At 63.2% G+C, this 14188-nt stretch carries 10 protein-coding genes and 1 pseudogene; 8 read left to right on the top strand and 3 right to left on the bottom strand.

Going from position 1 to position 14188, the window contains the following annotated elements:
• The first annotated feature begins 12 nt into the window (after nucleotides 1-12).
• Both BM026_RS12040 and BM026_RS12035 read left to right on the top strand, forming a co-directional pair.
• On the top strand, nucleotides 13-810 hold the full coding sequence (locus BM026_RS12040; RefSeq protein ID WP_093126935.1) for an SDR family NAD(P)-dependent oxidoreductase: 798 nt from the start codon (nucleotides 13-15) through the stop codon (nucleotides 808-810).
• 29 nt (nucleotides 811-839) lie between these two features.
• Nucleotides 840-1256, top strand: coding sequence for an SRPBCC family protein (locus BM026_RS12035; protein ID WP_093528657.1), 417 nt, complete (start codon nucleotides 840-842; stop codon nucleotides 1254-1256).
• Between the two features lie 54 nt (nucleotides 1257-1310).
• On the opposite strand, the gene BM026_RS12030 is transcribed toward BM026_RS12035, so the two are convergent.
• Both BM026_RS12030 and BM026_RS12025 read right to left on the bottom strand, forming a co-directional pair.
• Nucleotides 1311-2705 (bottom strand): sensor histidine kinase, encoded by a 1395-nt coding sequence (locus BM026_RS12030; RefSeq protein WP_071490070.1) that lies wholly within the window; start codon nucleotides 2703-2705, stop codon nucleotides 1311-1313.
• Complete coding sequence (locus BM026_RS12025) at nucleotides 2683-3366, bottom strand: response regulator transcription factor (RefSeq protein WP_071490069.1); 684 nt, start codon at nucleotides 3364-3366, stop codon at nucleotides 2683-2685. Before BM026_RS12025 ends, BM026_RS12030 begins: the two co-directional genes overlap by 23 nt.
• Before the next feature lie 323 nt (nucleotides 3367-3689).
• On the opposite strand from BM026_RS12025, the gene BM026_RS12020 reads away from it, so the two are divergent.
• From BM026_RS12020 to BM026_RS12000, 5 genes and pseudogenes are all read left to right on the top strand, one after another.
• Entirely contained in the window at nucleotides 3690-4595 is a 906-nt protein-coding gene (locus BM026_RS12020; RefSeq protein WP_071490068.1) for a hypothetical protein, read from the top strand.
• A gap of 251 nt (nucleotides 4596-4846) precedes the next feature.
• Nucleotides 4847-5185 (top strand): hypothetical protein, encoded by a 339-nt coding sequence (locus tag BM026_RS12015; RefSeq protein ID WP_093126946.1) that lies wholly within the window; start codon nucleotides 4847-4849, stop codon nucleotides 5183-5185.
• A 96-nt stretch (nucleotides 5186-5281) separates the two neighbouring features.
• On the top strand, nucleotides 5282-6520 hold the full coding sequence (locus BM026_RS12010; RefSeq protein WP_093528654.1) for a TolC family protein: 1239 nt from the start codon (nucleotides 5282-5284) through the stop codon (nucleotides 6518-6520).
• Nucleotides 6513-7716 (top strand): annotated as a pseudogene (locus tag BM026_RS12005) (efflux RND transporter periplasmic adaptor subunit). Before BM026_RS12010 ends, BM026_RS12005 begins: the two are co-directional and overlap by 8 nt.
• Complete coding sequence (locus BM026_RS12000) at nucleotides 7713-10811, top strand: efflux RND transporter permease subunit (RefSeq protein WP_093528651.1); 3099 nt, start codon at nucleotides 7713-7715, stop codon at nucleotides 10809-10811. Before BM026_RS12005 ends, BM026_RS12000 begins: the two are co-directional and overlap by 4 nt.
• Before the next feature lie 115 nt (nucleotides 10812-10926).
• Here BM026_RS12000 and BM026_RS11995 read toward each other — a convergent pair whose 3' ends face one another.
• Nucleotides 10927-11835: a MurR/RpiR family transcriptional regulator gene (locus tag BM026_RS11995; RefSeq protein ID WP_058425739.1), complete on the bottom strand. Its 909-nt coding sequence runs from the start codon at nucleotides 11833-11835 to the stop codon at nucleotides 10927-10929.
• A 283-nt stretch (nucleotides 11836-12118) separates the two neighbouring features.
• Here BM026_RS11995 and iolC point away from each other — a divergent pair, with 283 nt between their 5' ends.
• Nucleotides 12119-14056 (top strand): bifunctional 5-dehydro-2-deoxygluconokinase/5-dehydro-2-deoxyphosphogluconate aldolase, encoded by a 1938-nt coding sequence (gene iolC, locus BM026_RS11990; RefSeq protein WP_093513624.1) that lies wholly within the window; start codon nucleotides 12119-12121, stop codon nucleotides 14054-14056.
• The last annotated feature ends 132 nt before the right edge of the window (nucleotides 14057-14188 follow it).

Below are 14188 nucleotides of genomic sequence, written 5' to 3'. Positions count from 1 at the left end.
GGAGTTCAACCGATGAAAATTGATGTGAGCGGTAAAGTAGCGATTGTCAGCGGCAGTACCGCCGGCATAGGCCTGGGAATCAGCCAGGCGCTTGCAGCCTCTGGCGCCACGGTGGTGGTGATCGGACGTGAAGCCGGCAAGGTCGACGATGCACTGGCGAGCATCCGTCAGGCTGTCCCGGGCGCAGACCTGCGTGGGCTGGTGGCTGACCTTGGCACCGCAGAGGGCGCAGAGAAACTGTTTGCCGCCGAACCGTGTGCCGACATCCTGGTCAACAACCTGGGCATCTTCAACGATGTGGATTTTTTCGAGGCCCCGGACAGCGAATGGACACGTTTCTATGAGGTCAATGTGATCTCCGGCGTGCGCTTGGCGCGGCATTATGTGCCGGGCATGGTCGGGCAGGGCTGGGGTCGGGTGATCTTCGTGTCGTCGGAGTCTGGCGTGGCGACACCGGCGGACATGATCAATTACGGCGTGACCAAAAGCGCCAACCTGGCGGTGTCCCATGGCCTGGCCAAGCGCCTGGCGGGCACGGGAGTGACGGTGAACGCCGTGCTGCCCGGCCCGACCTTTACCGACGGCCTGGAGCAGATGCTCAAGGAAGCCACACAAAAATCCGGGCGCAGTGCGCGGGATGAGGCGGATGTGTTTGTGCGCAATGCGCGGCCGACGTCGATCATCCAGCGGGCGGCGAATGTGGATGAAGTCGCCAACCTGGTGGCGTACATTGCTTCACCGCTTTCTTCTGCGACCACAGGGGCTGCATTGCGCGTCGACGGTGGTGTGGTCGACAGCATGGCGATCTGAGTTGTTTTTCATTTTCTGGAGTATTTATCGTGGCAACAGCGTCTTCTGTGATTGAAATCCCGGTGTCGGCCGATCAGGTCTGGCAATTGGTCGGCGGCTTCGACGGCCTGCCGGACTGGTTGCCGTTTATTGTCAAAAGCGAGGCGGGCGATGGCGGCCGTGTGCGTCACCTGCAAACGGCGGATGGCGCAGTGGTCGTCGAGCGTTTGCAGCGCTTTGATAACGTCGGGCGTACCTACAGCTATACCATCGAGCAGTCGCCGTTTCCGGTGAGTGCGTACCTGGCGACGTTGCAGGTCGAGGCGCTGGGCGAGGCGTCAGCGAAAGTGACCTGGTCAGGTGTGTTCACGCCGGTGGCGGGGACTACGGATGCGGCGGTGGAGGAATTGTTTGCCGGTGTCTACAGCGGTGGCCTTGAGGCCCTGCGCGCCAACTTCCTGGCCTGATCCAGTCCAATGTGGGAAGGGCAAGTCCCCTCCCATATTGGGACACCAGTGGTCTCAGGCCTCGGGCATCAGTTGCTGGCGGCACTCCAGGACTAACCGGGCGCCGCCTTGTTCGCTCGTACCCACGTCCAACTTGAACCCATGCAAGTTGATGATCGCCGCCACAATCGACAGGCCCAAGCCGAACCCGCCTTGCTGGTCGCTTTCATCCACCCGATAGAAACGCTGGAATACCGCATCCCGCTCCGCCGCCGGTATGCCCGGCCCGGAGTCGTGCACTTCGATGCGCGTGCTGCCCGCATCATTGACCCCGCGCAGGATCACCGTGCCGCCCGGTGGGGAGAACTTGATCGAGTTGCTCAGCAGGTTGGCCAGGGCTTCGAACAACAGGGCGCGGTCGCCGGTGATCCACGGCAGGGACTCCGGGGTTTCGAGCTTCAGTTGCAGCTCGCCTTCCTCGGCCAGGGGCAGGTAGAAGTCGTGCAATTCGCGCAGTAGCGGCAACGGGTCCATGACCAGGAAACCTGAGCGACGCTGATGGTCTTCCAGCTCGGAGATACGCAACAGCCCGCGAAAACGCGCCATCAGGGTGTCGGTCTCGGCAATCGCGTCGTCCAGTTTCACCGCGTAGCCAGACTCTGCTTCGGCCTCCTGTTTGATGCGATACAGCTGCGCACGCAGGCGCGTCAGCGGGGTGCGCAGGTCATGGGCGATGTTGTCGCACACGCCCTTGACCTCGTTCATCAGCTTCTCGATACGGTCGAGCATGGCGTTGACGATGGCCGCGAGCATGTCCAGTTCGTCACGTCGGTTGGACAGTGGCAGGCGGTGAGTCAGGTCGCCGGCGACGATGGCTTCGGCACTGGCCTGGATCCCACGGATTCGCCGCAACGGGCGGCGGCGCAACAGGTGCCAGCCGGCGGCGCCCGGAATAATTGTCAGGGACAGTGCCCAGAGCAGGGCGTGCCAGATGATGCGGGTCACACCGAACAGTGAGCCGTTGGCCCGCACCAGCACCAGCCAGCGGCCGTCTTCGGTGTGGGTGGCCACGGCATCGCAGCTGTCCTTGGGCAACTTGGGGTCGTCGGACTCGACACAATTGACCAGGGCGTGGATCTTGCCGTCCAGGGGCAGGTCCGGCGGCACCGCGCGGATCGGCCCGCTCAAGGGGCGGAATTGCTCATCGAACAGGCCGTAGGCATCCACACCCTTCATGTCGAAGGTCATGCTGGTGGTCAGGGCTTCCACCAGTTCTTCGCCGTCGAAGCGCTGGAACAGGTGCTGGCGTTGCATCAGGGAGTGGCGCGACAGGTCGCCCAGGTAACCGGACACCTCGTAATACAGCACCCCCATGAGGATGCAGCTCCAGGCCACGAACAGCGAGCTGTACAGCGCCAGCAAACGGCTGCTGGAAGAGCGCCAGCCCTTAGAGGGGTTCAGCAATGACATAACCGGAGCCTCGCACCGTGCGGATCAGCGGCGGGAGGCCCGGTGGGTCGATCTTTTTGCGCAGACGGCCGATGTGCACGTCGATAAGGTTGGTACCCGGGTCGAAGTGATAGCCCCAGACTTCCTCGAAGATCATCATTCGCGACAGGATCTGCCCGGTGTTGCGCATCAGGAATTCCAGTAGCTTGTATTCGGTGGGCAGCAGGCTCAGGGGTTGATCGGCGCGGCTGGCTTCGCGGCTGATCAGGTTCAGTTCCAGATCGGCCACGCGCAGGGCGGTTTCGAATTCCTGGACCGTGCTTTTGCGCCGCAGCAGCACTTCGACGCGCGCCGCCATTTCATCCGAGGCGAACGGTTTGGTGAGGTAGTCATCACCGCCGGCACGCAGGCCACGCACACGTTCGTCCACATCGGAGAGGGCGCTGATCATCAGGATCGGCGTGGAGACGCCGATGGTGCGCAGGGTGGTGACGATGGCCAGGCCATCGAGTTCCGGCAGCATGCGGTCGAGGGTGATCAGGTCGTAATCGCCGCTCACGGCGCGGACCAGGCCTTCGCGGCCGTTGTCTACCCAATCTACATCCAGTCCATGGCTACTCAGCTCGGCGACAATCTCGCGGGCCGTTACGGCGTCATCCTCGATGGTCAAAATTCGGGTCATGGGATTACCTTTACACTGGAAGACCGCAATCGCCGGTAAGCCGGCTCCTGCAGAAGTGGGGGCATTTTGCCAAGAAATGGCTGAATGCTTCCTAAATAAAACTTCATGTTGGCAAAACTGACACAGATTTCATCGCCGGGCCGGGGAGTGCATAACGCCCGCTTCAAACCGCCATTTCTTGCAAGTTGCATGGATCAGGTTAGTTCAATTTACTTAACTATCTGAAATGTAAGGGATTTATTTTTTGCGCCGACTGGCATGGTGCCTGCACTGTCTGTTTTGAGACTTGTAACACTATTTTTCTGCCTTGGAGCAAAACAACAATGATCACATCCTCATCCACGCTGCAAGAGTCGAGCGCGCTCTCCGGGGTTTCCTGGGGGGCGATTTTTGCCGGGGCCGCCGCCGCCGCTGCGTTGTCGCTGATCCTGGTGCTGCTGGGCTTCGGCCTGGGCTTTTCGGCGGTGTCGCCGTGGGCTGACAGCGGTATCAGCGCAAAAGGGCTGGGCATTTCCACGATTGTCTGGCTGGCCTTTACCCAGATCGTCGCATCCGGCCTGGGTGGCTACATCGCCGGTCGGTTGCGTGTGAAGTGGGCCAATATGCACGGTGATGAGGTGTACTTCCGCGACACCGCCCATGGCTTCCTGGCCTGGGCTGTTGCCACGTTGATCACGGCGGTGCTGGTAGTCGGTTCGGTCGGCAGTGTGGTCAGCGGTGGTGTGAAAGCCGGCGCCAGCGTTGCAGCCGGTGCAGCCAGTGGTATCACCCAAGCCGCCGGCAGTGCCGCCAAAGGCGTCAACGGTGGCGATTTCGACTACTACGTCGACAGCCTGTTCCGTGATGATCGCCCGGTCGCCGTCAGCGATGACGCCGCCCACGGTGTGGTAGCGCGCATCTTCACCCGCACCCTCAGCAACGACGGTCAGCTTGCGCCAGAAGACCGTGCCTACCTGGCACAGCTGATCAGCCAGCGCACCAACCTCAGCCAGGCGGATGCCGAAGCGCGTATCGACAAAGTCTACGGCGATGCCCGTAAAGCGGTGGAAGACGCCAAGCTCAAAGCCAAGCAAGCCGCCGAAACCGCCGCCAAAGTCGCTGCGTACACCTCGCTGTGGACCTTTGTCGCGCTGTTGATCGGTGCGTTCTTCGCCAGCCTCGCCGCTACCTTCGGCGGTCGCCGCCGCGATGCCGTGGTGTATGTCGAAACCGAACACTTCGTTCGTTAATCAATTCAAGGAGAACAACATGCGCTCATTACTGCTCTGGTTCCTCGGCGTGCCTATCCCAGTGATCATCCTGATTGCGATCTTCATGCACTGATCCCGAGCCTGGCTCGATCCCTGGTGGGAGCGGGCTTGCTCGCGAACGGGGTGTGTCAACAACTGCTGCGTTGACTGACACGCCCCGTTCGTGAGCAATTCCGCTCCCACATTTGTTTAATGGTGGCTTAACCCGCGCTTGGCTAGACTCTCGCCCCATGAGCCGCCTTCTGCGTTTAGTCCTCGTCCTGTTGTTGAGCCTCACGCTTCCCCTGACCGGGATGGCGGGGGTGCCGTCAAGCACCGAGCCGTGCCCGATGAAGATGTCGGACATGCCGATGATGAGCGACATGTCGCCTGACTGCTGCCAGGACGGCGCGGATCATGGCAAGGCCTGTAAACCCGGTCAGGAATGCAAGACCGGTGGCGTGCTGCAATTCTCCCTGCCGCTGCTCAAGGCTCCCTTGAGCCCGGCCCATCCGCTGCTCGTCGGCACCGCTTCCGATTTTATCCCCGACCGCACGCCGTCCGGCGTCTGGCGCCCACCCCGGGCCTGATTCCTGTTGCACCTCAAGACGCATCCCCTGACCGGGATGGTTTTGCTGTGGGCCGCCTGACGCGGTGCACAGCGCAACGGAACAGGAATTTTCAACATGAATGCCTCCTACATGCGCGCCCTGGTGGTGGGCGTGCTGGCGTGGCCGGCGTTGGCGAACGCGCTGACCCTGGACGACGCCCTGCGCCTGGCGCAAAACAATGCACCGTCGCTGCTGGCCGAGTCGGCCAAGTTGCAGGCCGCCACCCAGGCGGCGATCCCGGCGGGCGAATTGCCTGACCCGAAGCTGGTGGTCGGCCTGCAGGACTTTCCCATTGGCGGGCCCAATCGCGGCACGTTGTATGGCGACGAGATGACGCAACAGATGATCGGCATCCAGCAACAGGTGCCTAGCCGCGACAAACGCAAGGCCCGGGTCGAGCTGGCCGATGCAACCGTCGAGCGGGCGGCCGCCGAAGGGCGCATCGAGCGCCTCAACGTGCGCCAGGCCACGGCCCAGGCGTGGATTCGTGCGTATGCGGTCGCGCGCAAGCAAGCCCTGTTCAAGGACTTCTACCAACAGAACCGCCTGTTGCAAGACACCGTGCGTGCGCAGTTGGCCGGCGGCCGTGGCCAGGCCGCCGACGCGGTCATCCCCCGGCAGGAAGCCGCGGAGCTGGCCGGGCGCGAAGATGAGTTGACCCAGCAACGTACCCAGGCCCGCGCCGCGCTCAAGCGCTGGATCGGCCCGGCCGCCAACGAAGCCCCCAGCGGGCAACTGCCCGACTGGACCTTCGACCCCCATAGCCTGAACCACAACCTGCATCAGCATCCGGCACTGCAAGCCTACGTGCCGCGCACCCGTGAAGCGCAGGCGCGGTTGCAGGAGGCCAAGGCGCAAAAGACCTCGGACTGGAGTTGGGAGGTCGATTACGGGCACCGCAGCCGTGAGTTCGGTGACATGGTCAACGTGCAGTTCACCTTTGACTTGCCGATCTTCCCCGGCCGTCGACAAAACCCCGGCATCGCCGCCAAGCAGGCCGAGTTGGACCAACTCGACGCCGAGAGCGAAGCCGCTACCCGTGAGCATATCCAGATGCTCGATGACGACCTGGCCGACTACCAGCGTCTGGACCGTGCGGTGCAGCGCAGTCAGGACAGCCTGGTGCCGCTGGCCGAGGAAAAAGTCAGCTTGAGCCTGGCCGGCTATCGCGCCGGCAAAGGCGACTTGATGACGCTGGTCAACGCGCGCCGTGAACTGATCGAAGCCCGTTTCAAACAGATCGATGCCATCGAGCAACGCGCCCTGGTCGGTGCGCAGCTGTATTTCGCCTATGGGGAACCCGCCAATGAATAATTCAATCGTGGCCGCTGTATTGCTGCTGGGCCTGGGAGCGGGCTACGGGCTGGCGCAGTGGCAGCCCGGCGCCTCATCCATGCCCGCCAAGGCCGACAGGCGGGCGCTGTACTGGTACGACCCGATGTTCCCGCAACAACAGTTCGATAAGCCCGGCAAGTCGCCGTTCATGGACATGCAGTTGGTGCCGCGCTACGCCGGCGGTGCAGATTGACCCAGGCCTGGCGCAGAACATCGGCGTGCGCCTGGCGAGCGTGAGCCGCGGCGTGCTGACGTCCCGCCTGGAGCTGTCGGGCATTCTGGCCTTCAACGAGCGTGATGTGGCGGTGGTGCAGGCGCGGGCGGCGGGGTTTGTCGAGCGGGTCTACGCACGGGCACCGGGGGATGTGCTCAAGGCTGGCGCGCCATTGGTGGACCTGCTGATACCCGAGTGGGCGGCCGCCCAGGAAGAGTTCCTGGCCCTGCGGCGCAGCGGCGAGCGCGGCTTGATCGACGCTGCCCGCCAACGCCTGCGTCTGAGCGGGATGCCGGCGGGGTTGATTGCGCAGATGGAGCGCAGCGGCCAGGTGCAGTCGGTCCTGACCGTGACCAGCCCGATCAGCGGCGCACTGCAAACCCTTGAGGTGCGCGAAGGCATGACGGTGACGCCGGGGCAGACCCTGGCGCGGTTCAACGGCCTGGATCAGGTGTGGTTGCAGGTCGCCGTGCCTGAAGCCCAAAGCGCAATGTTGAACGTGGGGCAACGGGTGCAGAGCCACTTTGTCGGTTTACCGGGCAAGACGCTCGACGGCACGGTCAGCGCGATCTTGCCTGCCACCGCCATGGACAGCCGCACTGTGCAAGTGCGGGTCGAGCTGCCCAACCCCGACGGCGCCCTGCGCCCTGGCATGACCGCCCAGGTCAGTCTGGCGCAGACCGGCGGGCAAGCGCTGTTGCAGGTGCCCAGCGAAGCGTTGATCCGCACCGGCAAGCGCGTGCTGGTGATGCTGGCCGAGGAGGGCGGGCACTATCGTCCGGTCGAGGTTGAAACCGGGGTAGAAAACCAGGACCACACGGTGATCCTCAGCGGCCTGCAGGAAGGTCAGCAGGTGGTCGCCTCCGGGCAGTTCCTGCTCGACTCCGAGGCCAGTCTCAAGGGCGTTACGGCCACCGCGGCCGAAGCAGCGATGAACATGCAGCCGGGAGCCCAGCCATGATCGCCCTGTTGATTCGCTGGTCGGTGGCCAATCGTTTTCTGGTGCTGCTCGCCACCTTGTTCATCACCGCGTGGGGTGTCTGGTCGGTGCAGAACACACCCGTCGACGCTTTGCCAGATCTCTCGGATGTGCAGGTGATCATCCGCACCCCGTACCCGGGCCAGGCGCCGCAGATCGTCGAGAACCAGGTCACGTACCCGATGACCACCACCATGCTCTCGGTGCCGGGGGCCAAGACCGTGCGCGGTTTTTCGTTCTTCGGCGACAGCTACGTGTACGTGTTGTTCGACGAAGGCACCGACCTGTACTGGGCGCGCTCGCGGGTGCTGGAATACCTCAGCCAGTTGCAGGCGCGGCTGCCCGCATCAGCCAAACCGTCATTGGGGCCGGACGCCACCGGCGTGGGCTGGATCTACCAGTACGCCTTGGTGGACCGCACCGGCCAGCACGACCTGGCGCAATTGCGCGCGTTGCAGGACTGGTTCCTCAAGTTCGAACTCAAGACCCTGCCAAACGTGGCGGAGGTCGCTACCATCGGCGGCCAGGTCAAGCAATACCAGGTGCAGCTCGATCCGCTGGCCCTGGCCAGTCGCGGCATCACCCAGGTACAGGTGAAAGCAGCGATTGACCAGGCCAACCAGGAAGCCGGCGGCTCGGTATTGAACCTGGGCGAGTCCGAGTATGTGGTGCGCGCCTCCGGCTACCTGAAGAATCTCTCCGACTTCCGTGCCATCCCGCTGCGCCTGAACACCAACAATGTGCCGGTCACCCTCGGCGACGTGGCGAACATCCAGCTGGGCCCGGACCTGCGCCGGGGCATCAGTGAGCTGGACGGTGAGAGCGAAGCGGTCGGCGGCGTGGTAATCCTGCGCAGCGGCAAGAATGCGCGGGAAGCCATCGCGGCGGTCAAGACCAAACTGGAACAGTTGAAAAGCAGCCTGCCGCCCGGTGTGGAAATCGTCACCACCTACGACCGCAGCAAGCTGATCGACCGTGCCGTGGATAACCTCAGCCATAAACTGCTGGAAGAGTTCCTGGTGGTGGCGCTGGTGTGCGGGATTTTCCTGTGGCACCTGCGTTCGTCCCTGGTGGCGATCATCTCGTTGCCGGTGGGCGTATTGATCGCGTTTATCGTCATGCGTTTCCAGGGCATCAACGCCAACATCATGTCCCTGGGCGGCATTGCGATCGCCATTGGCGCGATGGTCGATGCGGCGGTGGTGATGATCGAAAACGCCCACAAGAAAATCGAAGCCTGGCACCACGCCCATCCCGGCCGGGAACTCAAGGGCGATGAGCACTGGAAGGTGATGACGGACGCTGCGGTCGAGGTGGGCCCGGCGCTGTTTTTCTGCCTGCTGATCATTACGCTGTCGTTTATTCCGGTGTTCACCTTGCAGGCCCAGGAAGGCCGTCTGTTCGGGCCGCTGGCCTACACCAAGACCTACGCCATGGCGGCCGCCGCCGGGTTGTCGGTGACCCTGGTCCCGGTGCTGATGGGCTACTGGATTCGCGGGCGCATACCCGACGAGCAACGCAACCCGCTCAATCGCAGCCTGATCAAGCTCTACCAGCCGGCGCTGGAGGCGGTGCTGCGCTGGCCGCGCATGACCTTGCTGGTGGCGCTGCTGATGGTGGCGAGCGCGCTGTGGCCGGTGTCGAAACTGGGCGGGGAATTCCTGCCGCCGCTGGATGAGGGCGACTTGCTGTACATGCCTTCGGCGCTGCCGGGCTTGTCGACACAGACGGCGGGCGAATTGCTGCAACGCACCGACCGCCTGATCAAGACCGTGCCCGAAGTCGCTCACGTATTTGGCAAGGCCGGTCGTGCCGAAACCGCCACCGACCCGGCGCCGCTGGAGATGTTCGAGACCACCATCGCGTTCAAGCCCAAGGATCAATGGCGCCCCGGCATGACCCCGGACAAACTGGTCAAGGAGCTGGACCGCGTGGTGCAGGTGCCGGGCCTGACCAATATCTGGATTCCGCCGATCCGCAACCGCATCGACATGCTGGCCACCGGGGTCAAGAGTCCGATTGGCGTAAAGGTCGCAGGCACCCGCCTGATGCAGATCGATGCGGTGACCCAGGCCGTGGAGAAAGTCGCCAAGACCGTGCCGGGCGTGAGTTCGGCGTTGGCCGAACGCCTGACCGGCGGGCGCTATATCGACGTCGACATCGATCGTGCCGCCGCCGCGCAATACGGGCTGAACATCAGCGATGTGCAGTCCATCGTGTCGGGCGCGGTGGGCGGTGAAACCATTGGCGAAACCGTGGAAGGCCTGGCGCGTTTCCCTATCAGCCTGCGTTACCCGAAAGAATGGCGCGACTCGGTGGAGGCGCTACGCAACCTGCCGGTGTACACGCCGCAGGGCAGCCAGATCACTTTGGGCACGGTCGCCAGGATCAAGGTCAATGATGGTCCGCCGATGCTCAAGAGCGAAAACGCGCGGCCTTCCGGCTGGGTCTATATCGACGTGCGTGATCGTGACCTGGCCTCGGTGGTCAGGGACCTGCGTGCGGCGATCAACCAGCAGGTGCAACTGCAACCGGGCATGAGCCTCAGTTATTCGGGGCAGTTCGAGTTCCTCGAACGCGCCAATCAGCGCCTGAAGCTGGTGGTGCCGGCCACCTTGCTGATCATCTTTGTACTGCTGTACCTGACCTTTCGCCGGGTGGGGGAGGCGTTGCTGATCCTGGCGACCTTGCCGTTCGCGTTGACCGGCGGCGTGTGGCTGCTTTACTGGCTGGGCTTCAACCTGTCGGTGGCCACGGGCGTGGGCTTTATCGCGCTGGCGGGGGTGTCGGCGGAGTTCGGCGTGATCATGCTGCTGTACCTGAAGAACGCCTGGGCCGAGCGCAACGATGGCAATCTATTGGCGGCCATCACCGAAGGCGCAGTCATGCGGGTTCGGCCCAAGGCGATGACGGTGGCGGTGATCATCGCCGGGCTACTGCCGATTTTGCTGGGCAGCGGCACCGGCAGTGAGGTGATGAGCCGGATTGCTGCGCCGATGATTGGCGGGATGCTCACCGCGCCGTTGCTCTCGCTGTTCGTCATTCCCGCAGCCTACTACCTGATGCGCCGCCGATAAACATGTGGGAGGGGGCTTGCCCCCGATAGCGCAGGATCAGGCACAAATCCAGTGACTGACACACCGCTATCGGGAGCAAGCTCCCTCCCACAGGGGAACTCCAATGCCGGCAGCTTCAGTCGTCAAACCCGACCTGCTCATGAATCTCATCCACCTTCAACTCCAACCGGTACGCCACCGCAATAAACAACGCCTGGCACAGGCACAAGGTGGCACTCAACGAGCGGAAGGCGAACGACGAGCCTTCATTCACCAACAGCACCGCGTTAGCCCGCTTGGCCAGGGGCGACAGGTTGCTGTCGGTGATGATCAGCGTCTTGGCCTGGTGGTGCTGGGCGATGCGCAGGCAGTGCTGGGTCTCTTTGCCGTAGGGCGTGAAACTGATGGCGATCACCAGGTCATTGGCGCGCACGCTGCGCATCTGCTCGCGATAGCTGCCGCCCAGGCCCGAGATCAGGTGGATGCGCTTGTTGGTGTGCTGCAGGTTGTAGACCAGGTAATCGGCCACCGCAAAAGAGCGGCGCACGCCGACTACGTAGATATTGTCGGCATTCACCACCAGGTCCACGGCTTTGTCGAACGCGGCATCGTCCAGCTCCAGCCCCAGACGCTCGATGCCGGACAAGGTCGCGTTGACGCATTCGCGCGCCAGGTCGCCGCCGCTGGCTTTCTGCGACTTGTTGGCGATCATGCTGCGGATGCGTTGCTGGTAGTTCTGCACCGGCGTGGTCTTGTGGGTGTAGGCCTCGCGGAACAGCGCCTGCATCTCGCTGAACCCACTGAACCCGAAACGCTGCGAGAAACGCACGATGGCCGACGGGTGCACTTCGCATTCACGGGCGATGTCGCTGATGCGGTCGACCATGATCCGGTCGCTCTGCTGGCTCATGTAGCTGGCGATGCGCTTGAGCTGGCGCGGCAGGCTCTCGTATTCGTCGGTGATCAGCTGCAACAGGCGCTCGGCATTGATCGGAGGGCTGGCGATAGAGTCTTCCAGGGTGGTCTCGGGATCGGTGCGGGACATGGGCAATCCTTCTGGCGTATTCGTCTGTTGCGCTGATGGGTGGCGCAAGTCTACAGGGTAGGCGCAAAAAAATACCCCGGCATCACGGCTGGCGTGGCCTGCTGAAACGATGCACTGTGGTGGGAGCGCCCCTGCAGGAGCTTAATGGAAAAAATATTCCAATGAAAAAATATATGGAATAAATATTGATTGGCGCCGCCGGACGTTCTAGTCTGCTCCCACCAAGAGCGTTTGCCGCCCCGCGGCGGCACAACGCAGGCTGATAAAAATAACAGGAGCCAGCATGGGCCAGACTCGTTTTGCCAGTGGGCGTCAATTGGATCTGATTTGCCTCGGGCGCCTGGGCGTCGACCTCTATGCACAGCAAGTCGGTGCGCGGCTTGAGGACGTGTCCAGCTTCGCCAAGTACCTCGGCGGGTCCTCCGCCAACATCGCCTTCGGCACCGCCAGGCTCGGGCTCAAGTCGGCGATGCTGAGCCGGGTCGGCGACGACCACATGGGCCGCTTCCTGGTGGAGTCCCTGGCCCGTGAAGGCTGCGATGTCAGCGGCATCAAGGTCGACCCGGAACGCCTCACCGCCCTGGTGTTGCTCGGCCTCAAGGACCGTGAAACCTTCCCCCTGGTGTTCTACCGCGAAAACTGCGCCGACATGGCCCTGCGTGCCGAAGACGTCAACGAAGCCTTTATCGCGTCCAGTAAAGCCCTGCTGATCACCGGCACGCATTTCTCCACCGACGGCGTGTACAAGGCCAGCATCCAGGCGCTGGATTACGCGGCCAGGCACAACGTCAAGCGTGTGCTGGATATCGACTACCGCCCGGTGCTGTGGGGCCTGGCGGGCAAGGCCGATGGCGAAACCCGTTTTGTTGCCGACCAGAATGTCAGCCAGCACGTGCAGAAGATCCTGCCGCGCTTCGACCTGATCGTCGGCACCGAAGAAGAATTCCTCATCGCGGGCGGCAGTGAAGACTTGCTCGCTGCCTTGCGCAAGGTGCGTGAACTGACCCCGGCGACGCTGGTGGTCAAGCTTGGCCCGCAAGGCTGCACGGTCATCCACGGCGCCATCCCCGCTCGCTTGGAAGACGGCGCCATCTACCCCGGCGTGCGCGTGGAAGTGCTTAACGTGCTGGGGGCCGGCGATGCGTTCATGTCGGGCTTCCTCAGCGGCTGGCTCAACGATGCCAGCGACGAGCGTTGCAGCCAATTGGCCAATGCCTGCGGTGGCCTGGTGGTTTCGCGCCACGCCTGCGCACCGGCGATGCCGACGCCGGCGGAGCTGGAATACCTGTTCAACAGCCCGGTGCCGATCACCCGTCCGGACCAGGACGTGACCCTGCAACGCCTGCACCGCGTGACGGTACCGCGCAAATGCTGGAAGCAGCTGTTCGTGTTTGCCTTCGACCACCGCTGGCAACTGGTGGACCTGGCACAAAAGGGCGGCCAGGACCTTGCGCGCATCAGCGAGGCCAAGCAACTGTTTATCCAGGCCATCGAACGTGTCGAGCAAAAGCTCGCCGAACAAGGCGTAGAGGCCGATGTCGGCCTGCTCGCCGACCAGCGCTTCGGCCAGGACGCACTCAACGCCGCCAGCGGTCGTGGCTGGTGGATCGCGCGCCCGGTGGAAGTGCAGAACTCGCGGCCGCTGGCGTTCGAGCATGGCCGTTCGGTGGGCAGCAACCTGATTGCCTGGCCCCAGGAACAGATCATCAAGTGCCTGGTGCAATTCCACCCGGACGACGAACCCTTGCTGCGCCTGGAACAGGAAGCGCAACTGAAAGCGGTGTACGAGGCGTCGATTGTCAGCGGTCATGAACTGCTGCTGGAAGTCATCCCACCCAAAGACCACCCGTCCACCTATCCCGACGTGCTCTATCGCAGCCTCAAGCGCCTGTACAACCTGGGGATCTACCCGGCGTGGTGGAAGATCGAGGCGCAATCGGCCGAGGACTGGCGCAAGCTCGACGCCCTGATCCAGGAGCGCGACCCGTACTGCCGAGGCGTGGTGCTGCTGGGCCTGAATGCCTCGGCCGAATGCCTCGCCGATGGCTTCCAGCAGGCCCGCCTGAGCACCACTTGCCGAGGCTTTGCCGTGGGCCGCACGATCTTCCAGGCGCCGAGCCGGGCGTGGATGGCGGGGGAGATCGACGATGAAACCCTGATCCAGCAGGTGCAGGCCACGTTCGAACAACTGATCAACGCCTGGCGCAGTGCCCGAGGCTAAACCCGGTTCTTGATTTGAAATGCAATCCAATGTGGGAGGGGGCTTGCCCCCGATTGCGGTTGTTCAGTGACAGCAGTGGTGTCTGACACTCAGCTATCGGGGGCAAGCCCCCTCCCACATACAGCAAAAAGC

It is taken from the genome of Pseudomonas sp. NFPP24, from assembly GCF_900112095.1.
GTDB lineage: Bacteria > Pseudomonadota > Gammaproteobacteria > Pseudomonadales > Pseudomonadaceae > Aquipseudomonas > Aquipseudomonas extremorientalis.
The sequence above is the reverse complement of the archived record's forward strand: the minus strand, read 5'-3'. Positions and strand labels throughout refer to the sequence as shown.